General features: G+C 38.7%; 23 protein-coding genes, 1 tRNA gene and 1 pseudogene. 9 read left to right on the top strand and 16 right to left on the bottom strand.

The window, feature by feature from the left end:
* Nucleotides 1-39: 39 nt before the first annotated feature.
* The 4 genes from E4O07_RS10170 to E4O07_RS10155 form a co-directional block, all read right to left on the bottom strand.
* The gene (locus tag E4O07_RS10170; RefSeq protein WP_253685441.1) at nucleotides 40-1,329 is read right to left on the bottom strand and encodes a cobyrinic acid a,c-diamide synthase CobB; all 1,290 of its coding nucleotides are present in this window, start codon (nucleotides 1,327-1,329) and stop codon (nucleotides 40-42) included.
* Nucleotides 1,326-1,988 carry a precorrin-2 C(20)-methyltransferase gene (locus E4O07_RS10165; RefSeq protein WP_253685439.1) on the bottom strand — a complete coding sequence of 221 codons (663 nt, stop codon included), beginning with the start codon at nucleotides 1,986-1,988 and terminating at the stop codon, nucleotides 1,326-1,328. Before E4O07_RS10165 ends, E4O07_RS10170 begins: the two co-directional genes overlap by 4 nt.
* A gap of 1 nt (nucleotide 1,989) precedes the next feature.
* Nucleotides 1,990-2,745, bottom strand: coding sequence for a sirohydrochlorin cobaltochelatase (locus E4O07_RS10160; protein WP_253685437.1), 756 nt, complete (start codon nucleotides 2,743-2,745; stop codon nucleotides 1,990-1,992).
* Between the two features lie 124 nt (nucleotides 2,746-2,869).
* Nucleotides 2,870-4,114 (bottom strand): MFS transporter, encoded by a 1,245-nt coding sequence (locus tag E4O07_RS10155; RefSeq protein ID WP_253685435.1) that lies wholly within the window; start codon nucleotides 4,112-4,114, stop codon nucleotides 2,870-2,872.
* 129 nt (nucleotides 4,115-4,243) lie between these two features.
* Between E4O07_RS10155 and E4O07_RS10150 the strand changes: the two genes are divergently transcribed.
* The gene (locus E4O07_RS10150) at nucleotides 4,244-4,609 is read left to right on the top strand and encodes a GntR family transcriptional regulator (RefSeq protein WP_253685433.1); all 366 of its coding nucleotides are present in this window, start codon (nucleotides 4,244-4,246) and stop codon (nucleotides 4,607-4,609) included.
* A gap of 15 nt (nucleotides 4,610-4,624) precedes the next feature.
* The gene (locus E4O07_RS10145) at nucleotides 4,625-5,296 is read left to right on the top strand and encodes an ABC transporter ATP-binding protein (protein WP_253685431.1); all 672 of its coding nucleotides are present in this window, start codon (nucleotides 4,625-4,627) and stop codon (nucleotides 5,294-5,296) included.
* 126 nt (nucleotides 5,297-5,422) lie between these two features.
* On the opposite strand, the gene E4O07_RS10140 is transcribed toward E4O07_RS10145, so the two are convergent.
* The gene (locus E4O07_RS10140) at nucleotides 5,423-6,439 is read right to left on the bottom strand and encodes an IS5 family transposase (RefSeq protein WP_253686855.1); all 1,017 of its coding nucleotides are present in this window, start codon (nucleotides 6,437-6,439) and stop codon (nucleotides 5,423-5,425) included.
* 55 nt (nucleotides 6,440-6,494) lie between these two features.
* Here E4O07_RS10140 and E4O07_RS10135 point away from each other — a divergent pair.
* Both E4O07_RS10135 and E4O07_RS10130 read left to right on the top strand, forming a co-directional pair.
* Nucleotides 6,495-6,707 (top strand): annotated as a pseudogene (locus E4O07_RS10135) (ABC transporter ATP-binding protein); the annotation flags it as partial.
* Between the two features lies 1 nt (nucleotide 6,708).
* A complete protein-coding gene (locus E4O07_RS10130) occupies nucleotides 6,709-7,392 on the top strand; it encodes a hypothetical protein (protein WP_253685423.1) in 684 nt (227 codons plus the stop codon).
* 47 nt (nucleotides 7,393-7,439) lie between these two features.
* On the opposite strand, the gene E4O07_RS10125 is transcribed toward E4O07_RS10130, so the two are convergent.
* From E4O07_RS10125 to E4O07_RS10110, 4 genes are read right to left on the bottom strand one after another with little or no spacing between them, the layout of a single operon-like run.
* Nucleotides 7,440-8,042 carry an ATP-binding cassette domain-containing protein gene (locus tag E4O07_RS10125; protein WP_253685421.1) on the bottom strand — a complete coding sequence of 201 codons (603 nt, stop codon included), beginning with the start codon at nucleotides 8,040-8,042 and terminating at the stop codon, nucleotides 7,440-7,442.
* Nucleotides 8,043-8,055: 13 nt separating this feature from the next.
* Nucleotides 8,056-8,442, bottom strand: coding sequence for a DUF1667 domain-containing protein (locus E4O07_RS10120; protein WP_253685419.1), 387 nt, complete (start codon nucleotides 8,440-8,442; stop codon nucleotides 8,056-8,058).
* Complete coding sequence (locus tag E4O07_RS10115; RefSeq protein WP_253685417.1) at nucleotides 8,435-9,742, bottom strand: NAD(P)/FAD-dependent oxidoreductase; 1,308 nt, start codon at nucleotides 9,740-9,742, stop codon at nucleotides 8,435-8,437. The genes E4O07_RS10120 and E4O07_RS10115 overlap by 8 nt, the downstream gene beginning before the upstream one ends.
* Complete coding sequence (locus E4O07_RS10110; protein WP_253685415.1) at nucleotides 9,739-11,208, bottom strand: NAD(P)/FAD-dependent oxidoreductase; 1,470 nt, start codon at nucleotides 11,206-11,208, stop codon at nucleotides 9,739-9,741. The genes E4O07_RS10115 and E4O07_RS10110 overlap by 4 nt, the downstream gene beginning before the upstream one ends.
* 115 nt (nucleotides 11,209-11,323) lie before the next feature.
* Here E4O07_RS10110 and E4O07_RS10105 point away from each other — a divergent pair.
* Nucleotides 11,324-11,395, top strand: a tRNA-Lys gene (locus tag E4O07_RS10105).
* A 42-nt stretch (nucleotides 11,396-11,437) separates the two neighbouring features.
* Here E4O07_RS10105 and E4O07_RS10100 read toward each other — a convergent pair.
* Genes E4O07_RS10100 through pepF form a run of 3 tightly spaced genes read right to left on the bottom strand, consistent with a single transcriptional unit; the run spans nucleotide 11,438 to nucleotide 15,306 of the window.
* Complete coding sequence (locus E4O07_RS10100; protein ID WP_253685413.1) at nucleotides 11,438-12,424, bottom strand: Fic family protein; 987 nt, start codon at nucleotides 12,422-12,424, stop codon at nucleotides 11,438-11,440.
* A gap of 47 nt (nucleotides 12,425-12,471) precedes the next feature.
* Nucleotides 12,472-13,446, bottom strand: coding sequence for a M28 family peptidase (locus tag E4O07_RS10095; protein ID WP_253685411.1), 975 nt, complete (start codon nucleotides 13,444-13,446; stop codon nucleotides 12,472-12,474).
* Between the two features lie 21 nt (nucleotides 13,447-13,467).
* Nucleotides 13,468-15,306 carry an oligoendopeptidase F gene (pepF, locus tag E4O07_RS10090; protein WP_253685409.1) on the bottom strand — a complete coding sequence of 613 codons (1,839 nt, stop codon included), beginning with the start codon at nucleotides 15,304-15,306 and terminating at the stop codon, nucleotides 13,468-13,470.
* A gap of 103 nt (nucleotides 15,307-15,409) precedes the next feature.
* Here pepF and E4O07_RS10085 point away from each other — a divergent pair, with 103 nt between their 5' ends.
* Nucleotides 15,410-15,982 (top strand): 2'-5' RNA ligase family protein, encoded by a 573-nt coding sequence (locus E4O07_RS10085; protein ID WP_253685407.1) that lies wholly within the window; start codon nucleotides 15,410-15,412, stop codon nucleotides 15,980-15,982.
* A 26-nt stretch (nucleotides 15,983-16,008) separates the two neighbouring features.
* On the opposite strand, the gene E4O07_RS10080 is transcribed toward E4O07_RS10085, so the two are convergent.
* From E4O07_RS10080 to E4O07_RS10065, 4 genes are all read right to left on the bottom strand, one after another.
* The gene (locus E4O07_RS10080; RefSeq protein WP_253685405.1) at nucleotides 16,009-16,389 is read right to left on the bottom strand and encodes a PIN domain-containing protein; all 381 of its coding nucleotides are present in this window, start codon (nucleotides 16,387-16,389) and stop codon (nucleotides 16,009-16,011) included.
* Complete coding sequence (locus E4O07_RS10075) at nucleotides 16,386-16,610, bottom strand: hypothetical protein (RefSeq protein WP_253685403.1); 225 nt, start codon at nucleotides 16,608-16,610, stop codon at nucleotides 16,386-16,388. The genes E4O07_RS10080 and E4O07_RS10075 overlap by 4 nt, the downstream gene beginning before the upstream one ends.
* A 288-nt stretch (nucleotides 16,611-16,898) precedes the next feature.
* Nucleotides 16,899-18,083, bottom strand: a complete 1,185-nt coding sequence (locus tag E4O07_RS10070) for a class I SAM-dependent RNA methyltransferase (RefSeq protein ID WP_253685401.1) — start codon at nucleotides 18,081-18,083, stop codon at nucleotides 16,899-16,901.
* Between the two features lie 23 nt (nucleotides 18,084-18,106).
* On the bottom strand, nucleotides 18,107-18,976 hold the full coding sequence (locus E4O07_RS10065; RefSeq protein ID WP_253685399.1) for a PHP domain-containing protein: 870 nt from the start codon (nucleotides 18,974-18,976) through the stop codon (nucleotides 18,107-18,109).
* Nucleotides 18,977-19,073: 97 nt separating this feature from the next.
* On the opposite strand from E4O07_RS10065, the gene E4O07_RS10060 reads away from it, so the two are divergent.
* The 3 genes from E4O07_RS10060 to lspA are packed head-to-tail and all read left to right on the top strand — an operon-like array spanning nucleotide 19,074 to nucleotide 21,271.
* Nucleotides 19,074-20,075, top strand: coding sequence for a cyclic nucleotide-binding domain-containing protein (locus E4O07_RS10060; RefSeq protein ID WP_253685397.1), 1,002 nt, complete (start codon nucleotides 19,074-19,076; stop codon nucleotides 20,073-20,075).
* A gap of 3 nt (nucleotides 20,076-20,078) precedes the next feature.
* Nucleotides 20,079-20,738, top strand: coding sequence for a Crp/Fnr family transcriptional regulator (locus E4O07_RS10055; RefSeq protein ID WP_253685395.1), 660 nt, complete (start codon nucleotides 20,079-20,081; stop codon nucleotides 20,736-20,738).
* An 11-nt stretch (nucleotides 20,739-20,749) separates the two neighbouring features.
* On the top strand, nucleotides 20,750-21,271 hold the full coding sequence (gene lspA / locus E4O07_RS10050) for a signal peptidase II (RefSeq protein ID WP_253685393.1): 522 nt from the start codon (nucleotides 20,750-20,752) through the stop codon (nucleotides 21,269-21,271).
* Nucleotides 21,272-21,282 lie beyond the last annotated feature (11 nt).

Raw genomic sequence — 21,282 nt, 5'->3', positions numbered from 1 at the left:
GAAAAAGTCTATAATTTTTGATAAAATAAAATTTTCATTCTATCTTTGTATAAGATTATAAAAATTTTCAAGCTTATATATAAAATGAACGTTTTGAAAAAGGCCTAGGCAATTTTTGTATACATAGCAGTCCTCAAAGCTTAAATTTGAATGTGGTTTTTTGACTATAGCAATAGTTGGTGCTGTAGTAAGGGCCTTTGACTTATGATATTCGGCCGCATTTAAAAGGGTTCCCTTTTTTCCTAAAATACAGTCTTGGTTAAATTCAAGCTGCTTATATCCGAAATTGTGCAGGCTGCGTGTACTTTCAACCGAACCTTGAAAAATTCCGCACATTTTAAAACCGTCACGGTCTTCAAAAAGATAGGAGAGAGCTTCGCCTTCAGCCAGTATGCGTCCTCCGGTTTCGGCAAATTTTTTGACAGCCGTTTTCATCGGAATGTTTTTTGAAAGAGCTTCCTTGTATTTATTTATTTGTCCGCTGCCGAAATATAAAAAATCACAGTCAGGCAGTTTTGCATCTTTGAGAGGAGAAAAATAACTGACCTCAGTGCTTTTTTCAAGTAAAAATATATTTTCGGAATAGTATAAATTAAAGGCCTCATCCATTGCGATTGCAGTGCGTGTCTTCGTTTTTCTTATGTCTATCTTGGTACCGGTTTTAAGAGGCTGAAATAAGTTTAAAAATTTTTGAATGTCTATATTTTCTTTTACGATTTTATATAAGACTTCTAAAAATTTTTCGTCCTTGAGCCTTTCATCTATGTCGAGACCAAGTCCCGATTCTTCAATTTCGAATTCGGGGATTTTAGGAAAAAAACCCAAGACTTGCAGTTCAAGGTTATCTTCTATCATCTTCTTGTAAATAGGATAGAGTTTAGGATTGGTCTTATTAAGTATAATTCCCCTTATTCTGTTTTTTGAAAAATCTATCATCCCTTTTAGTTTAGGAATAATTGTAAACATTTCGCCTTGAGGTGCATAGACTAATACGATACCGCTTCCGATTTTTTCTGCCGTATCAAAGGATGAGTTTTCCGGAGTAGTGCCTATTCCGTCAAAACAGCCCATTACGCCCTCAATCAGAGCATATTCCGAATCGGAGATATTAAGGGAAAATTCCATTCCCTTTTGCCCCATCATAAAGGGGTCGAGGTTGCCGGCCCGTTTACCTGAAATTATTTCAAGAATCTTCCGGTCAACTTGATCCGGACCCGTTTTAAAGGCCGATATATCAAAGCCTTCTTTTTTTAAAGAATAAAGAAGGGCTGAAGATACAATGGTTTTTCCCGAATTGCTGTTCGGTGCGGATATCATTATGCCTTTCATTTTATTTTATGGGCGATCATTAAGGATATATAATCTTCATCTTCCAAAATTTTTTCTTTTTCATTTTTGGAAAGGATTGATTCATGTTCCATTGTTGCTCTTTTTACGTAAACATAGTCAAAGCCGTTTTTTTCAAATTCTTTTATGGCAAGATTTTTTTGCTTAGATGTTTTTAGAAGAGCTATAGAGGTAGATGTATTTAAAATTGATGCACTTAAGTGGTCTGTGATTGTAAGGATCTCTCCTTTTTCGGCAAGAGGAATTTGTGCTCTTCCTGCTGCTGCTACGGAAGAAGGAATTCCTGAAATAATTTGCAAATTAATTCCAGGAATTTTAAAATAGGGCATCATATAAAGAAAGGTGCTGTATATCATAGGATCGCCTATGGTCAAAATAACCGAGTTTGAATTTTCTTTTGTTTCTTCAATTATACTTTCTGCCTTAATCTTATAATCCTCTCTTGGAACCGAACCCATCGGAAAGTTAAGGGGAATAACCTTTTTATCGTTTATGAATTCCCTTACCGTATCTAAGGCCATGTTTTTTCCCTTGTTATTGGGGGCAAAAATAAGATCTGCGTTTTCAAGGGTTTTGACTGCCTGTAATGTAAGATATTCCGTAGCTCCGGGGCCTGTTCCTACTGCAAAAATATTTTTCATTTTAACCTCTGCTGCAATTGATTGTATTTTCTAAAGATTTATAAATTATTTCTCTAATCATCGGGAATTCCCCCAAGCCTTTTAGATTGGCATTAACTTCGTATCCCTCGTTTTTTAAAATGGTGTACCAGCTGTCTTCTTCATCGCCGGCCATATCGTTGTGGGCATGGTCGCCTGCAACCATCATAAAGGGGTACAGTTCAATTTTTTTTATTTTGCGCTCGGCAAGAATAGGTAGGATATCTTTTAGTTCTACAGAACCTTCAACGGTTCCTATCAATACGTTTTCAAAGCCCATTGCATTGAGTTTATTTTGCATGATATCATAAAATTTGTCTGCCTCATGTGAAGAGCCGTGACCCATAAAAACTATTGCCTCATCCTCTTTGGGCTTTTTTAAATCGAGAGCTTTTATAATTTCGTCAAAGTCCGTATTTTCATGTAAGAGGGGCTGACCTAAAACCGTATTTTCAAGTTGCAGCTTTTCATATTCTTCCCCGGGAATTATGTGGGTCGGCTGTATGTAAATTTCGGAAAATCCTTTTTCTTTTAAATCGTCTATGAGTTCTTTAGGAGATGCAACATTGATAGAGTCTCTTTTTTTTAGGATGGCTCTAACCATGTTTGAAGTATAGGCCTTAAAAACATCGTAATTTTTAAACCTGCCGGCAGCTTCTTTTTCGATAACATCGATTGTTTTTTCTCTTGTGTCGGCATAACTTGTGCCGAAACTTGCTATAACAAGGGCTTTTTTCATTATTTCTTCCTTTTATGTGTTTGATTTTAAACTGGCGGAATTCAGTATAATACGAAAAATATCAAAAATCAAGACCGATGAAAATTTTAATATAAGTTTTTACGATTGAGGTGCGTTTGAATTCTTATTGATTGTCTATATAATCGGGAAGTCTTTTTTCGATGCTTGTTACGGTTTTGTTTAAACGCATAAGGAAACAACATATAATTAGCAGCATACCGGATATAATAAATATGAGTCCTATGCCTCGTCCCTTTTCATTCATAAGAGGTTCAAAAACATAATCGGCAAGAGGGCCTGCGCATAGATAAGCTATAGGTATTATTGCCTGTAAAATAGCAGTCATAAGCGCTCCAACCCTTCCTAAAACATTGCCTTCTATCTTTGTTTGAAAAATAGACATTAAGAGTGTGTTTACATATGGAACGGGAAACATAAAAATAAAAAAGCCGGCTGCAATGATCAGCCAATTTAGACTTAGGCCTGAAACTATAGGTCCTATGCTGCACAGAGCTAGAATTAAAAGAATACGCTTTATCTTATTTTTTGTATCCGGAATTAGACTTGAACAAAGTCCTCCTAAAATCATGGCAAGTCCTATCCCTGCTTGTACATTGCCGTAAACTTGAGAGTTGTAAACACTCATCATAAGCGGGCCCAGTAAAATTATTGAGATATTTGCAATAAAATTTAAAAAAGCAAAAAAAACTATCATCTGCATTAAGCCTTTTTTTTGTATAAGATAGTTCCATGCATATTGCATGTCTTTAAGAGCCGCTAAAAATAAGGAGTCCTTTGTTTTTTCAATTGAAGGCTGAGGTATTCTTATAAAAGCAATGGAGGATAAAGCAAAAAAGAATGAAGCAAAGTCGATTATAAATAAGCCTTTTAATTCTATAAGAGGATATAAAAAACCTGCTATGACCGGAGCCAATAAATTTCGGATTGCGGCTGAAAACTGTAAAAGCCCGTTGGCTTGGGTAAGTTTATCGGAAGGGACAAGCATGGGAATCGATGCACCAAAAGCCGGATTTTGGAAGGTGCCCAAGGTTCCTGAAATAAAAACTAATGGATAAACCATCCATAGTTCAAGTTTGTTAAAGATGAGAAGGGCAACTATTAAAATTTTTAAAACAGCATCTATGCTGTCGGTAAGAAGAATAATAGCCTTACGTTTTTTTCTATCGGCAATCGAGCCTGCGAAGGGCGCAAACAATAGGGCGGGTAAGACCGTACACACCGCACTCATTGCAAAAGAAGCCGCGCTTCCGGTTTTTTGAAAAATCCATATCCCAAGTCCGAAGGCGGAAAGAGCCGAACCCAGCATCGAAATAAATTGTCCGAACCAAATAATTATAAAAGCTTTCATTATATTTTCCTTAAGAGTAATTTATTTTATATTTTTTTACTAAATTGTCAAGGTGTTTTTTAAATTTTCTCTTGACAAAATCTGTTATTCTGTATATATTTAATATATACAGAATAACAGGAGGCGAGGGTGAATATTTTTTTGAATAACTCTTCGGGCGTTCCTCTTTATGAGCAGCTTTCGGAAAGTATAAAGAATCAAATTTTAAGCGGCACCTTAAAGGAAGGGGAAGCCCTGCCTTCGATGAGGGCCTTGGCAGCTTCCCTCCGTGTGAGCATCATCACCACAAAGCGGTCTTATGAGGATTTGGCCCGCGAGGGCTTTTTGTATTCGGTTCCTGCAAAGGGGTATTTTGTTGCCGATGTAAATTTAAAAAAAATAGAAAAGTCGATTAAAAAAAATATTGAAGAAAAATTAAAAGCGGTTTGCAGTCAAGCAAAAAAAATTAATCTAAATGCTGAGGATTTATATAAAATCCTCAGGCGTATTTATTAAGTCCAAGGAGTTTTTATGATATCTGATGAGGTACTAAAAGTTGAAAAACTTAAATTTTCGATAGGGCGGGGTAAAAAGGCTTTTTCTTTAGATGATATTTCTTTTTCGATTCCGCGGGGCTGTGTTACGGGCTTAATAGGAGAAAACGGGGCAGGGAAAACAACCCTTATCCGCCTTCTTCTCGATATGTACCTGCCCGAAAGCGGAAAGATATTTATCTTTGGGGATGAGTTAAGAAGAGAAAATATAGAAATAAAGGAAAAAATCGGCTTTGTTATAAACGACAGTTTTTTGTCCTTGTGGTTCACGCCTAAAAAACTTGGAAGCTTTTTTGCGGGTGTTTACAAAAATTGGAATCAGGGGCTTTACGAAAGGTACCTAAAAGATTTTAAAATTCCTCCTTCAAGGTTTTTGTCGGGCTTGTCTTCGGGAACTATGCAAAAGCTTCAAATTGCTATAGCTCTCTCCCACGGGGCCGAGTTGTTGATTTTGGATGAACCTCTTAATTTTTTAGACCCTGTTTCAAAAAAAGAATTTTTAGATCTTATAAGAAATTTTATGCTTGACGAAAACCGCTCGGTTTTAATTTCGAGCCATCAAACAGTTGAGCTTGAAAAAATTTGCGATGAGATTATTTTTATAAGCGAGGGAAAAAAAGTCTTTGATTCTTCTTTAGGGCACCTCTAAAAACCTATTTTTAGTGTACCTATTTATTATTTTAGTAGCTTTTTTATAAATTGTCTAGTGTAAAACTTGGATTCTTTATCTTAAGTTCCCTTACTTTTCATTTTATTACCTATATGCTCCCTCATTTTATTTCTTTAGATAGCAATATCGGCATAAGTTGTATGTTAAGTTCATCATTATTATCGAAAATGTTGCACGAGCTAATCCTATCGTTCTTACATATATACCTTTCATTGAGTTTGTCATAAAGCCAAATACATGTTCGACTCTCGCCCGTATTTTTGATTTTTTTCTGTTACCGATTTTTTGTTTTTTACTAAGAGGTTTCCCTCTTGCTCCTCTTTCACAAATTTGCCCTTCTATTCCTTTCGCTTTTAAAACTCTCTCTATTTCTTCTCCTATATAGGCACTATCTGCGTATAATCTTTCATCTTCCTTTTCAACTAAATTTTTTAATTCTTTACTATCATGAACATTAGCTGCTGTTACAGTTGCTTTCAATATAAGCTTACTTTTTTTATCTACTTTTATATGATCTTTATAACCGTAATAGCTACGTTTGTGCTTCTTTGTCCACCTAGCATCACAGTCTTTTTGTGATAATTTTGCCTTATTTTTTGCTTCTTGCCATTGTTCAGGGATTTTTCCGTTTTTAATTTGTTCATTTTCATCTTTGCTGTTATGCTGTATCGGAGCTTCTACTATTGTCGCATCTATTATCGTTCCCTCTTTTCCTATTAAGTTATTTCTAGCTAATTCTTTTCCAAACTTTTCAAATAACTTTTTTGATACTCTCGCTTCAATGAGTTTTTCTTTAAAAAGCCATATTGTTTTTGAATCGGGTACTTTATCTTTTAATTCCAATCCTAAAAATCTCATAAAGGATAGCCGATCGTTTATTTGATATTCCGTTTGATCATCACTTATGTTGTATAATTTTTGTAAGATTATTATTTTAAACATCATTACATAATCGTATGCAGGTCTTCCGCCTAAACCTTTTGGCTCTTTGGTTAATGCTTTTTTTAATAGTGGTTTGAATATTTCCCAATTTATTTTTTTGTTTAATTTTTCAAGACTATCACCTAAGTTACTTAATACTCTTAAACGATCTTCTTCATCAAATAATCCTTTTTGTTTCATACCTCATTTTATCATTTTTTTAATCTTTTTTAAAGGGGGTTTTTAGAGGTGCCCTTTAGAAAATATAAATAAAAATTACGGGCTTTTAAAAATAGATGAAAAGACTTTTAAGTCATTGTATAGTAATGATTATATAGCTTATAGAAAAACCGATTATGCTTATGAGGTTTTGGTTTCGGATAAGGAAAATCAAAAATTTGACGGAATGGTTTGCGAAAATGCAAGCCTTGAAGATATTATGTATTTTTATACAAAGGAGAAAATCTAAAATGAAAAAAGTGAAGGCTATAATATTTAATTCTATGCATAGTGTTGGTGTTTTAATTGGAAGTATTTTCTTTTTAATTGGAATTATTGAGATTCTTATAGGAGCATTAATTCCTGCTGCTCGGAATGTTATATTTTTTCAAGGCTTAATGTTTTTATTTGTCGGAACTATGATTCCTTCTCTTCCCTTTTATGAATCTATTACAATGTATATATTAATGCCGATACATGGAAAAGAATATTTTATTGCAAATAGTATTTATTCTTTGTCGGTTAATTTTTTAAGTGTTTTTATTTTAAGTCTTATTTTATATATTATAAATTTTTTTCTACCGATTGAAGATTTTAAACTTCTCATTTTAATTATGTTTATTTACTTACCTGCTGCCATATCTTTTAACATGATTTTATGTGCAGTTGCAATTAAAGGAGGGCTTTTGCGCAGTATAATTACCTCAGTTATAGCTTACGGATTGCCTCCTACAGTTCTTACTTTAGTAACTATCGGATTAAATACTTCGCATGATAAACTAAAATCATTTTTTGAAATAATTCCGTTCACATTGTTTTTTCTTGCAGTTTATCTTGTTTCTTTAGTTCTTATTTTAATTTCTTTCTTTTTAGGAACAAGGAATTTTAACGAATTTAGGATTAAAGGTTTTATGCTTAGGAATAAAAACCGCTAGGTATTTCTATATTGAAGAAAGATTTGCTTTTAGCGGTTTTGGATAGATTAAAGCTCCACTATCTTATCCGCGATTTTTTTTGCGAAGGGGGCATCGTGGGTTACGCAGACTGCGGTGCGCTTTTCTTTTTTGACTATCGATAAAAAAAGATCGGCAACCTTGTACTTGTTTTTTTCGTCGAGGGAGTCAAAGGCTTCATCGAGGAGGAGGAGGGACGCGGGATAGCTTAGGGCACGGGCGAGACCTGCACGCCGCTGCATTCCGCCTGAAAGCTCGGCGGGCAAAAAGTTTTCAAAGCCTGAAAGTCCCAAGGCTCTTAAATAAAAAAGAGCCTTTTCCTTATTTTCAATTTTTGAAGATTTTTTTGAATCCAAAACATATTCTATATTTTCTACGGCCGTTAGATGAGGAATAAGACGCATGTCCTGATAGGCCATAGCATAGCTTCCACGGACGGGGCGGTTTTCTATGCTTCCCGATTTTAACTCAAGGCTGCCCGAAATAATTTTTAAGAGGGTACTTTTGCCCGCCCCCGACTCTCCTAAAATGCAGGTAATTTTTTGTGCAGGAATTTCAATATTTAGGTTTTGAAAAACCTTGTGCTTAGAGTAATAAAAAGTTCCGTCGTGTATTGTAATCGGTTTTTCCATTTTCTTTCTCCATTTACTTAGGATCGGCTTTGAGGCAGGAGCGGCTTGCGGTTATGTCTACTCCTGTGTTAAGCACGTTTTCAATTATCACCTCTCCCATCTTTTTTGGTGCCTGAGTTTTGACTCTGTTTATTTCTTTCATTACATCGAAGATCAAGGCCTTGGGGATTGGGCTTGAAGTTTTTACGGGAAGGGAGGGGAGCACCCCGCCCTCGATTATTACGGTCGAGCTTATGTTTCTTCGCGGGTTCTTAATTTCCTGCATTGCGTAAAGCTCGCCGCCCTTGCATAAATTTCCTTTAACTGAAAATTCTCCCGACTCTTCTTTAAAGACTGAAAGTTTACAGCCCCGCGGGCAGGACACACACGTAAAATCTTTTTTTATCAGTTCTCTACTCATCTAAAATTACCTCCGCAGTTATGTCTTCGGTCAATCCCTTTAAGGTGATAAAGTTTAAGAGAATGTTTATCATCTCGGACGGAACCAGCTGTGCCGTTTTCTTTTGTGCAAGAATTTTTTCGCCCGACTTAATTATAAGGCGGGCGTTTCTATAAACCGAATCCGTCCGCATAAAAAGGGAAGCTCCGTCGATGTTCGAGGTGTTTATTCTGTTCGGAACAATGTAGCGGATTCCTTTTTTGGCTATTGTCTTAATAAAAGCAGCTTCCTCTTTTTGCGAGGCCTTATTTTCAAGCTTCTTGTTTTTTTGAGCAAAGATGGCTGCGTTTTTTCCGGCTGTTCGGCTTTCCTTTGTAACGAAGTCTACGATGTCGTGCACGTGGAGAACATTTCCGCAGGCAAAGATACCGCTTACTTCCGTTTCCATTCCGTTATCGACAAAGGCTCCGTTTGTTATCGAGTTGAGGGCTATACCTGCCTTTTGCGTAAGTTCGTTTTCGGGGATGAGCCCGACTGAAAGAAGAACCGTATCGCAGGAAAATTCTTTTTCGGTTCCGGGAATTTCTTTAAAGGAAGAATCTATTTGCGCTATCGTAACTCCCGTAACCCTGTCCTTGCCGTGGACGCAGGATATGCTGTGGCTTAAAAAAAGCGGAATCCCGTAGTCTTCAAGGCATTGGGCTATGTTCCGGTTTAGGCCGCTTGAATAGGGCATTATTTCTACAACGGCCTTCACCTTGGCTCCTTCCAAGGTCATACGGCGGGCCATGATTAGGCCGATGTCGCCTGAGCCGTAGATTACGACCTCTTTGCCGACTGAAAGACCCTCGATGTTCATAAGGCGCTGGGCCATGCCGGCGGTAATTACGCCCGATGGACGGTAACCTTTTAGGGAGATGGCTCCTGCCGTGCGCTCGCGGCAGCCCATTGCAAGGACTACAGCTCCCGCCCTTATTTTTTTTAAGCCGCCTTCGTTTATGAGAGTAATCTCTCTTTCTTTGGTTAGGTCGATTACCATGGTATTGAGGAGGATATCTATGTCCTCTCTTTTTACCATCTTTATAAAGCGTTCCGCATATTCGGGGCCGGTTAATTCTTCTTTAAATTCGTGGAGGCCGAAGCCTGCATGAATACATTGGTTTAAGATGCCGCCGAGTTCAAAGTCTCTTTCTATTATGAGAACGGAAGAAGCTCCGTTTTTTTTGGCTTCAAGGGCTGCCGCCAAACCTGCAGGGCCTCCGCCTATTACGGCGACCTCGTATTCGTCTTTGCAATTATTGCTTTCTTTTATATTTATCATTGTGCACCGCCCTTTAGTTTTCCGTAAACAATCGGAGAATTTCTTCTGTCCTTTTGAATTTTTTCGATAGGGATTTTTAATTCGCGTGAAAGGATTTGGAGAACGTGGGGCTCGCAAAAGCCTCCCTGACATCTTCCCGAGCCGGGGCGTACCCGCCTTTTTATGCCGTCAACCGTGCGGGCTCCCGCAGGCCGGTGAATTGCTTCAATGATTTCTGCCTCGCTTACTGTTTCGCAGCGGCAGATAACATGGCCGTAAAGCGGATTTTCTTTTATAAGAGCGTCCTGTTCTTTTGGGCTCAGATCGGCAAAGTGCTTGATTGCCTTTCTATTCTCGTTAAAATTTTTCTTTTTGTTAAAGGGAAGTTTTAAGTCATCGGCTTCTTTTTTTACAAGCTCCGCAACATATTCTCCAATGGCGGGAGCCGAGCTTAGTCCGGGCGATTCGATTCCGCCTGCGTGTATAATTCCTTTAGAATTTTTTGAAGCATAGATCATAAAGTCGCCAGTGTCGGGTCTTGCCCTTACTCCTGCAAAAATGCGGATGGTGTTTTTAAAATTGAGAGAGGGCACTGTCTTTAAAGCCTTTTCTTCTACCTGAGCCAAGCCTTGGGCTGAAACGGATGTGTCTTCTGCATCTTCAATATTTTCTGCGGAAGGGCCGGCCAAAAAATTCCCGTGATAGGAGGGGAGAACCAAGATGCCTTTTCCCATCTTTGATGGGGCCTGAAAGCAGATGTGATTTACAAGATTTGCATAGTTTTTATCGAAGAGACGGTATTCCCCGCGGCGGGGTAGAATTTTAAAATCTTCGTCGCCTGTCATTTTTGCAATCTTATCGGAGTAAAGCCCTGCGGCATTTATAACGAGCTTTGTTTTAAAATTCTTTTCTTCCGCATTGCCGGATAAGGTTTTGATGACATAGGCTTGGTCTTCTTTTTCAATTGAGACGACCTCGTTTTCGGGGAGAAATTCTACACCGTTGGAAACGGCGTTTTCCATAAAGGCCGCCGTCATGTCGAAGGGACAGATTACTCCGGCTGTTCCGCAGTAGAGGGCGCCCAATGCCTCTTTTGAAACATTTGGTTCTTCTTTTAAAAGCCTCTCCCCATCCCAGATTTCCAAGCCCTCAGCTCCGTTTTTTATGCCTCGTTCGTAGAGGACTGAAAGTTCTTTTTTTTCTTCTTCGTTAAAGGCGATTACAAGAGAGCCTAATTGTTTAAAGCGCAGATCCAATTTTTCTTTTAAGCTGCGCACTAAAAAATTACCTCTCACATTTAGCCTTGCCTTCAATGAGCCTTCCTTTGCATCATAGCCTCCGTGGATAATTCCGCTGTTGGCCTTGCTTGTACCGCAGCCGAATTCCAATTCTTTTTCGAGGACGGCGATTTTTAATTCGTATTTGGAAAGTTCCCGTGCAATGCAGGCTCCTACAACTCCTGCTCCGATTATTATTATATCGTACATATCTTTTTATGATACCACTATTTGCCTGCTTAGTCTATATGAAAAAAATCAAATTTTATTCGGTATAGCATTGACTTTTTTTTTAGATTCCTATATAATCAAGACTCGTTTTACAGGCCATTAGCTCAGCTGGTAGAGCAACAGACTCTTAATCTGTGGGTCGCAGGTTCGAAGCCTGCATGGCTCATCTTAATTGAACCTCTAGGAACATTAGTTTTTAGAGGTTTTTTTATAACTTTTCATCCAAGATTTGCCAGTACCCGTTTTTGTCGGCCCCGATGCGCTTGATGATACCGGCTTTTTTTAGTTCCGAGATCTTTCGGCTTACGGTTACCCTTGATTTTCCCAATTTTTCGGCAAGTTGTTCATATGATATTTCAGGATTTTCTTTTAAATATTTTAATATAAGATTTACAGTATCATTTACAGTATCATTTACAGTGTCATTTACAGTTACTTTTTTCCGATTATTTTTTATTGTTTTGACAATTATTTCAAGCATAAAATCTATAAAAATACCTGAATCGTTTTCATCCGTGCTTTTTTCAAGGGCCTTATAATATGCCGTTTGATTTTTTAAAATCATGTTTTCAATGGGAAGGTGAATAAATATAGAATTCCAATCCGCAAGAATTCTCGAATGCCATAAGCGTCCCATTCTGCCGTTTCCGTCTTCAAAAGGATGAATAAACTCAAACTCGTAATGAAATACACAGCTTTTTATGAGGGGATGATAGTCGCTGGTTCTAAGCCAATCGAATAAATCGCTCATCAAAAATGGGACACGATCTGCAGGAGGGGCTATGTGACTTATGCCGTTTTTTCCGGCTATACAGACTCCGCCTTTTCTAAAATGTCCCGGATTATCCAGAAGCCCCATAGTCAAAATTCCATGAGCTTTTAATAAGTCTTTTTCGTTATAAGGATCGAAAGACATACATTTTTCATAAACCTTAATTGCATTTTTTACTTCTTGAACTTCTCTTATGGGAGCGATAATATGTTTTCCCTCAATTAAAGCAGTAACCTGCTCTTCTGTTAATGTGTTACCCTCAATTGCAAGAGAACCCTGTATTGTTTTCATCCGGTTTATTTTACGCAGTCTTACACCATCTTCTTGTTCCAGTCTTATTTTAAAGCGTTCGATATCTGCGGATATTTGAGAAATCAAATTTATAGCTTTTGACGTAATTTTAAATGGGGGTTCGTAACTCATATTCTTTCATTATAAAAGATTTTTAAGATATAGTTAAGTAAGTAGTTTTAGCGGTAATTGTCCGTCAAGGCTTTAAGATATTTTTCGGTGAGGATGAGGGCTTCGTTATTGAGAGTTTCAATCTTGTCATCGGCTGTGTGCATGAGCTGCCATGTGAAAGGGATGATTTTTTCGAAGGGGGAACCTTGGGGCGGTTTTTGGTTTTTTATTACCATGTCCGTGAGTTCACCCATGGCCGTTTTGTTTTGAGTTTTGTTTTGGCTATTTAGTACTGAAGTTTTCTTTTGAGGGAGACTGCTCAAGGGATAACCTTCTTTTTCCTGCGGGAGATAACGCAAAAGAGTTGCGGCTTCTTCCCGCGGGAGAACGGTTATGACTTGGGCGCAAAGGCCGGCAGCAATAAAGCCGGCATTGTCGCTGTAAGCCGTCAGCATTGAAAGCCATTGATTCGGACAAGCCTTCTGTGCAAGGAGGCCTGCCCGCTTATGAAGCTCGTCGAGCCTTTTGGTTTTTTCTTTATCCCGTCCGAAAATGCCTGAACGGGAAAGGATTAGGGTATCGCCTCTTCCGCACATGTCAAATACAAAAATATCATCCTCATCCATTTTAAGTTTTTTCAATCCTGTTCCAAGTGTGTAAGATCCTTGTTCTCTAAGACCGGCTGCTCCTGCTTCTTCACCGTCGGTAAAGATAATTTTTATGTTGTGGGCCTTTGTGTAAGCGCATAATTTTTTTGCAAAGTTCATGAGGATAAAACAAGAGGCAGAATTGTCGTTGGCTCCTTGGGTATTTGGAGCCCTGTCATAGTGAGCCACGAGGGTTTTCATCTTAAAATTCTTATCGTAAAACTGTGCAGGGTATTTTATGATGATGTGTTTTTTTTGTGCAAGGTTTACTATGCTATGAGGAACCTTATTGGCTATTAACCACTGCGATATAAAATCACAGCGGTTAAGGTCTTTTTTTAAAAAGGCTTTAAACAAATCGGAATTGAGCAAGCTGTCTTCATTTTCCTGAATCATTTTTGTTAAAGCCTTTTATTCTTATTTTTTTAATTCTTCAAGCACTTTTTCAAGTTCGTCTACAATCTTTGCAAAGTTGTCGCAGGCTTCTTGTACCGGAGCGGGACTTGCCATGTCGACACCTGCAAGTTTGAGAGACTCAATCGGATAGCGTGAGCCTCCCGATTTTAAGAACTTAAAGTAGTCTTCTCTTTCCTTGTCGCCGCCTGAGCAAACTCTTTCGGCAAGAGCCATTGAGGCGGAAATTCCTGTTGCATATTTGTAAACATAGAAGGCCCTGTAAAAGTGCGGAATCCTCATTCCTTCCAAGTCGCTTACATCTTCGAATACCATTTCGGGACCGAAGTAAAGTTCCAAAAGTTTTTTGTATTCGCTTCGCAAGTTTTCAACTGTAAGAGGTGTGCCGCTTTCGACAAGGGCGTGAGTAATCTTTTCGTACTCTGCAAACATTGTTTGTCTGTAGAGGGTTGCGAGGATATCCGATGCTCTGACGCTTAAAAGATAGGCTCTCATTTTCGGGTCGGTTGTAGTCTTAATCATGTGCCTGAATAAGAGCTCTTCATTAAAGGTAGAGGCAACCTCGGCTTCAAAGATTGTGTAATGGTAGCAGGGATAAGGATTGTTCCTGACTGAGTACCATGAGTGCATGGAGTGGCCGCCCTCATGTACAAGGGTGAATACGTCACGGATAACATCTTCTTTGTAGTTCATCAAGATATAAGGAACGCTGTCATATCCTCCTGAAGAGAAAGCACCAGAGCGTTTGCCTTCATTTTCATACTTGTCTACCCAGCCGTTTAAAAGACCGTCTCTGATTGTTTTAACATATTCTTCTCCAAGAGGTTTGAGGGCTTCAGTGATGATGTCGACAGCTTCATTATAAGGAGTAACTTTTTTTACCTCGTTTACTAATGGCATGTAAACGTCATAGTGGCGGAGCTCTTTAACGCCCAGATGTTTTTTTAACATACCATAGAATTTATGCAAGGGTTTTAAATTTTTGTGGATTGTGTCTACGAGGTTGTCATAAACGGCTGTAGGGACCTTGTCGACATAGAGGGATTTTTCTCTTGCAGAACCATAGCCTCTGATTTTTGCAAGGGCTACGTTTTGCTGGACCTGTCCCGTATACAAACTTGCGATTGTGTTTTTATGAGCGCCGTATGTGCCGTAAAGCTGCTTATAGGCTTTTTCGCGCAAGGCTCTGTCCGGATCCTGCATAAATTTTGAATAAGAAGATTGAGTGAGTTTTACATCTCCTTCTTTTGTTTTAATAGAGCCGAAGTCAAAATCTACGTTTGTTAAAACCGAAAAGGCCTGACTGGGCGTGCCGTGGGGCTCGCTTAGAAGGCTTAAAATCTTTTCTTCCTTGTCGGAAAGGGTGTGGGGCTTTAAGTGCAGGGTCTTTTCCAAGGAAACCTTAAAATCGGCAAAGTCCTTTCCTGTGGGGCTTGAAGGATCAATCCATGAGCGGATTTTTTCTTCGGGGATTTCCATGATGGCGGGCATGAGCCAGCTGGTTGCAGCCGAAAGCTCCGTAACTGTCATCATGTATTTGCCCAATCGCTTGATGTTTTCAGGATCGCCCTCGTTTGAGGATTTTTGTAAAAAGGCATAGTTCCCGACCTTTTCTGCAATTCTATCAACTCCTGTTGAAGCCTTGAGGCAGGCAAGCAGGGTTGCCGCATCGATTGTTTCAGGCTTGGAAAAGGCTTCCTTATATTTTAAGATTTCTTTTCCGCCTTCAGGAATGGAAGCAAGGGCCGCTTCCCATTCTTCTTCATTCTTAAAAAGTAATTCGATATTCCATTTGTCGCTCTGGGCGATCTCGGAACGTTTAGGTGTTGTTGAGTTTTTCATGACTCTACTATACAACAATGCCGATAAATAGGCAAGGGTCTTAAATTTTTTAATGTATAATCTCTTATAGAACGATTTGCAATTCTATGTTATAATTGCAGGCATGAAACAAAACAATATTCCGCAGCAGACGCATTTTCTTGGTGTCTTGTTACCGGAGGATATAAGTCTTAGGCTTGAAGATTGCCGGCAATATATGAACAGGGCTTACGGGTGTAAGTCAGGGCATGGTACTCCAATCCATGTTACTCTTGTACCTCCGTTCAGATTGCAGAAAGATCATTCAACCGATAATTTAATAAGAGCAATTGAAAACGAAGTCTTGCCTAAGGGCTTAGGTTTTACGGCTCATATGGATAATTTTGATGCGTTTGGAGATAGAACTCTTTTTGCAAAAGTAGTTGCAGATGAAAATTGGACAAAGCTTCGTGATGAAACCGTAAAAGCAATTTTGAATGCCTGTCCGGGCTGTACCAAAAAAGACCGGAGACCCTTCCGGCCTCACGCCACCGTTTCAAATCGGGATATTCCACCGGGGATAACGGCAAAGGCTCTTGAGGTTATGAATGAACTGAATATTGTTGAAGACTTTCCGGTTGATAACATCACGATTTTTGAACGGAAGGGCAATAGGTGGGTAGCTGCTGTTACTATCGAATTGGCTACATCTAATTAAAAATAGCTATAACCATGATTATTACCTCACATCGGAAAAAGCTTAAGTTGCGGAATAGCCGTTTGCATCAGTTTAAAATGTTTATCGTTTGTCCACACTTCGCAACCATATTTTATTGCAAGAAATGCAATCATTGCATCTTGGAATGGAACAACAAGTCCGTTTTTCTTAAGTGCTATAAACTGTTTTGCAAGTGTAATCCAATCATTTTCTGCAAAATTCAAATAATAAAAATCTGCAAGGGATGTTTGTATTTGTGCAAATTCATCAGCAGATTTACTTCCACGTAAAAGTTCTGCTTTTATAACACCACATATTGCAATATCATTTTCAGAAAATATTTTTTCAGCAGTGATTGTAGGCTTATTCCAAAAATCTATAATAATATTTGTGTCTACTAAAATCATATCAAGCTCGCCTCACGTAATTCGATAACTGTATCCTGATCAAGGTGAATCTTTCCGGCTAATGCAAAAAAGGCTTGTTTAGTTTTGGGTTTTGTTTGTTCTGTATGATTTTTCGTAAAATTACCTTGCTCTGTTTCAAGCAGCTTGATAAATGCTGATACTGAAGCTAAAAGCGGTTCCGGCAGCATTTTTACTTGTTCAATAACTGTTTCGTAAGACATTAATTTTTCACTCCTATTTAAATTAAAATTATTTATAATTCCTCAGTTTTTATAATCAGTATAATATTCTTTTATCTGCTTATCCGGAATATCAACTCTATGTTGCAACAACTTTTTATCCGAGTCGGAAATCGCCCAGTTCGATTACTCTTGCACAGTAATTATTTTGTCGACTACTCTTATTATTTGTATATCTATGGTATTATAGCATATTTATAAGGATTTAGTAAATAAGAAAATTTAGAGACAAAAAACTTATATATTATAGAAATAGGGAACGTTTGAGAATTAACTCTTTTTAAAAATTCCCATAGTTTCGATGTGATGGGTTTGAGGATAAAAATCAAATAGAAAATGTTGTTCCAACTTGTAGCCTGATAAAAGAAGTTTCGCAGTATCGCGGGCGAAGGTTACGGGGTCGCAGGAAATATAAAAAATTTGGCCTGTGCCGCTTGAGCAAAGCCAAGACAGGGCTTCCTTATCTATGCCGCTTCTCGGGGGGTCTATAAAAACCGTATCGAATTTGAGCTTTGATTCCTTTGTCTTTGCCCAATTTTTTCCGTCGAGGCCATGAAAAAAGATTTTAGGCTCTGAGCTTTTATCTTTGGAGATTCCTTTAATTCCCTTTGATGCAGAATTTTTATTTAGCTCAAAATTTTCCTTAGCATAGGCGAGGGCGTGTTTATTATGCTCAACAAGATGAATCTCTTTTGCCTTATCATGCGCAAAGAGAGAAAAGGTTCCTACACCCGAATAAAAGTCCAAAACTCGATCTGAAATTTTTGAATGTTCAAAAATCGTGTTTATCAGTTTTTCGGTCATTTTTAAATTCGATTGAAAAAAGCCCAAGGGGTTAAATTTTATCTTCTTTCCTGCAATCCGCACCTCACAGTCTTTTGCGTTTTTTTCGGTAAAAATATTTTTTCCATCCGAAAAAATGTGGACTCTGGAATTCGGCTCAGATTCTTTTAAATCGGATTTTAAAAGGTTTCTTATTGCAGGTACTGCAACAGGACAATCCTTTATCTTTACCGAATCGGAGCTTTTATTTTCTTTTAAAGAAAGCGAGCCGTCCCCGTCAACGTAAAACTGAAAGCGGGATCGATATTCCCAATCCGGGCCGCTTACAAAAATACTATTAGTAGAATTAAAATTAGAGTTTAAGGCCCTGTCAAGGGCTTCAAGAGCCATTGACTTGCGTAAAAAGTGCTGATACTCGTCATCGGCTGTTTGAAGATTACAGCCCCCGCAAACATAAAAGTGAGGGCATTTCGGTTTTACCCTGTGCGGAGAGCTTTCTAAAATTTTTTCGATTTTTCCCTCGGTATAATTTTTATGTTCTTTTACTATTGAAATTTCCAAGACCTCATCGGGGAGTGAATAAGGAATAAAAACGGTTTTGCTGTCCTTTAAGTCCGCTATACATGAGGCCCCGAAAACCATCTTTTTTGTTTTTACTATTTCTTTTTGCATAATTTTAATCTTCTAATACAGGCCTATTTTGCCATAGGCAGAGGTGGAAGGTCAGGATGAAGTGCCCTTAAATTTTCATAAAAGCGGTTTTCAATCTTGATATTGTTTTTTGAGGTTTCTCCGAGTTTTCTGTCCTTGCGGATGGAACCGTGAAAATCGCTTCCCGCAGTTACGGGCATATCAAGGGAGGAGGCCAGTTTTTCGAGCCTTTTACAGTCATTGTACTTTGTCGAAGAATTCCACGCTTCAAGCCCTACAAGGCCCTGTTTTTTAAAATCAGCTATAACATCGGGAAGAGAAGACCAAGATAAATACAGAGACATTGGATGGGCTAAAACAGGGATTCCCCCTGCCGATTTTACGGCCGAAATTGCCTCAGCAAGGCCGGCATTTTCTTTTTCTTCAAAAAAGGGCCTCCCTTTGGCAAAATACTTATCAAAGGCTTCCTGATTTTTTTTAACCATCTTATGGGCTGCCATATAGGCTGCAAAATGGGGCCGTCCTAAGCCCTTATCGCCGCCTGCAAAATCTCTGACCTTTTCGTATGAAATATCAAAGCCGGCCTTTTTTAACTTTTCGGCCATTCTCTGATTCCTATTGATCCTTTCATCCTGCAGATCCTGTAAGAGCATATTAAGCTCATGAGAATTTTTGCGTAAATCAAGCCCCAACAAATGAAGCTCTCCGGGGCTCCACTTAACGCTTATTTCTACACCGCGTATAAAAATTATGCCCTGTTTTGCGGCTTCTGCAGCAGCCTCATCAAGTCCGCTTAAAATATCGTGGTCTGTTAAGGCAAAGGCCGAAATTCCGGCTTTTTTAACGGCAGCTGCAAGTTCCGTTGGGCTAAGGGTTCCATCCGATGCTGTTGAGTGCGTGTGTAAATCCACCATAAACAAAGATTATATCAAAAAAAAGAAAGAAGGACTAGGTTTTTCTTAAAAAATATGTTAGAATATTAGAACGCAAGTTTTATATTGGGAGGCCGTAATGCCTAAGGCTATTAATTACAAGGCAAATTCAGTAGTTTATTTCTCGGGAGACTTTGATGAACGCGTTTTCCTCTTAAACACGGGCAGCATAGCTCTCACATCTATAGACATTGAAACGGGAGAGCAGGTTACCGATTATATAAAGACCGGAGAATTTTTTGGAGTAAAATCCGCATTGGGCAATTATCCAAGAGAAGAAAGCGCAATGGTTCTAACCGACTCCATAGTTTATTCTTTTACAAGCAAGGAATTTGAAGCCTTTGCACAGACAAATACCCGTATTATTTTACAGATGATCAAGGTTTTTTCCCGTCAATTAAGGACTATCCATAGACAGCTGGCCTCGCTTTTGGATAGTGAAGAAGAAACAAATCCTGAAGAGGGCCTTTTCAATGTTATGAATGCCTTTTATTCCTCCCAACACTATAAGGCTGCAGGACAGGTAGGGGCAAGGTATAAGGCTATCTATCCTAACGGAAAGTATATTTCACAAGTAGACCAGATTGTCAGAAGTACGTCGGAAGTTGCAGGCCGTTCTTTTGGAAATGCAGAAGGGCACAATAATGATGCCGTTCTTACTCATCACGAAAAACCGGCTGCAGTTACTGACGGCACTGTTCATCTTGCGTATAATAAGGCTGAAGATCTTTTTGAAAAGGGAGAATTTGAAGCTGCCTATGATCAATATCATGCCGTAATCGAAGCCGGGGCCGGTGATGAGATTACCGATAATGCTTACATCGGAGCCGGAAAGAGTTTGCACTCTCAAAAGGAATATGTACGCTGCTTACAGCTCTTAACGGGCTTTATTTCCCAGCATCCCAAGTCTTTAAAGATAGGAGATGCCCTTATGTATCTGGGTATGTGTTATATGGATATGGAAAGACCCGATAAGGCAATTGCTTTTTTTGATAAGGCTGCCATCTTGTCAGGTGCCGATATAATAGGTAAAATTAGGGAACTGCAAAAAGAGTGCAGCAGCCGGCTGCAAGGAGCGTAAACTATGTCGGATCTTTTTTCTTCATTTTCAAGATTTGCAAAAAAATTTCCTAAAGGTTCTGTTATATTTGCAGAATTTGAACCCGGGTCCTCATTCTATTTAATACAGTCAGGCCGTGTTCAGCTTATAAAGATTATAAACGGCTTTGAAAAAAACCTTGATATTCTGCAGCCGGGAGAAATTTTCGGAGAGATGGCCATATTGGATAACTCTCCCCGTTCAGCCTCAGCCATAGCTTATGACGATGTGATGGCCCTCGAATTCAATAAAGAAAACTTTGAAATACTAATGAAGGGAAATCCGGCCATTGCTATGCGTCTTTTAAAGACCTTTGTAAGGCGAATCTATGCCCAACGGCGCCGATTTATGATTTTAACTATCGAAGACAGACCTGCAAGAATTGCAGACGTCTTTTTAATGCTGGATGAAACCCAGCCCAGCCTTGACCGCACTACGGAAATGCGCTCCTTTGATACGACCATTGAAGAGGTTTCCCGTTGGGCTGGCCTTTCAAAAGAAGAAACAGAGGACAGTATGCGTAAGTTCATAGATCAAGGCCGTATATCCGTTTATGATGATAGAATTATCGTACAAAACATGACCGACCTAACCCGTTATGTTAATACACGCCGGTCAAAAGAACAAAATCTATATGTATTATAAGGCAGGATCCTGTGAATAATAAAAAAGATTATTATCTTCCTTTTTTGCTTACTGCAATAGTTATTATTGTAGACCAAGTTACTAAAATTTTAGTTGTAAAATATATGTCCGTAAATGAAGCTATTCCGGTAATCGGAGACCTTTTGAATTTAAGGCTTGTATACAATACCGGGGCAGCCTTCAGTCTTGGAGCCGGTTTCGGAGAAATTCCAAGAAAGATATTCTTGGTTTTTTTACCATTTTTACTCTTAGTAGCCCTTACCGGGGCCTATCTAAGATCGGCGGAATTGACAAAGGCTCAAAGATGGTTTATATGCGGCATAATAGGCGGAGGCTTCGGAAACCTCATAGACCGTTTTTTTAGATCTGAAGGTGTTGTAGACTTTATAGATGTAAAATTTTTCGGTATTTTGGGCATGGAGCGCTGGCCTACATTTAACGCTGCCGACTCTTTTATAGTTTGCTGCGGAATAGGGCTTTGTATAAATTTAATTTTAAACGGAATAAAGCAAAAAAAAGTACAAGACAATTGATATCGGCCTTT

Origin of the sequence: Treponema sp. OMZ 798 (assembly GCF_024181385.1) — a bacterium.
Taxonomy (GTDB): domain Bacteria; phylum Spirochaetota; class Spirochaetia; order Treponematales; family Treponemataceae; genus Treponema_B.
This window is presented reverse-complemented; position numbering and strand designations above follow the sequence as displayed.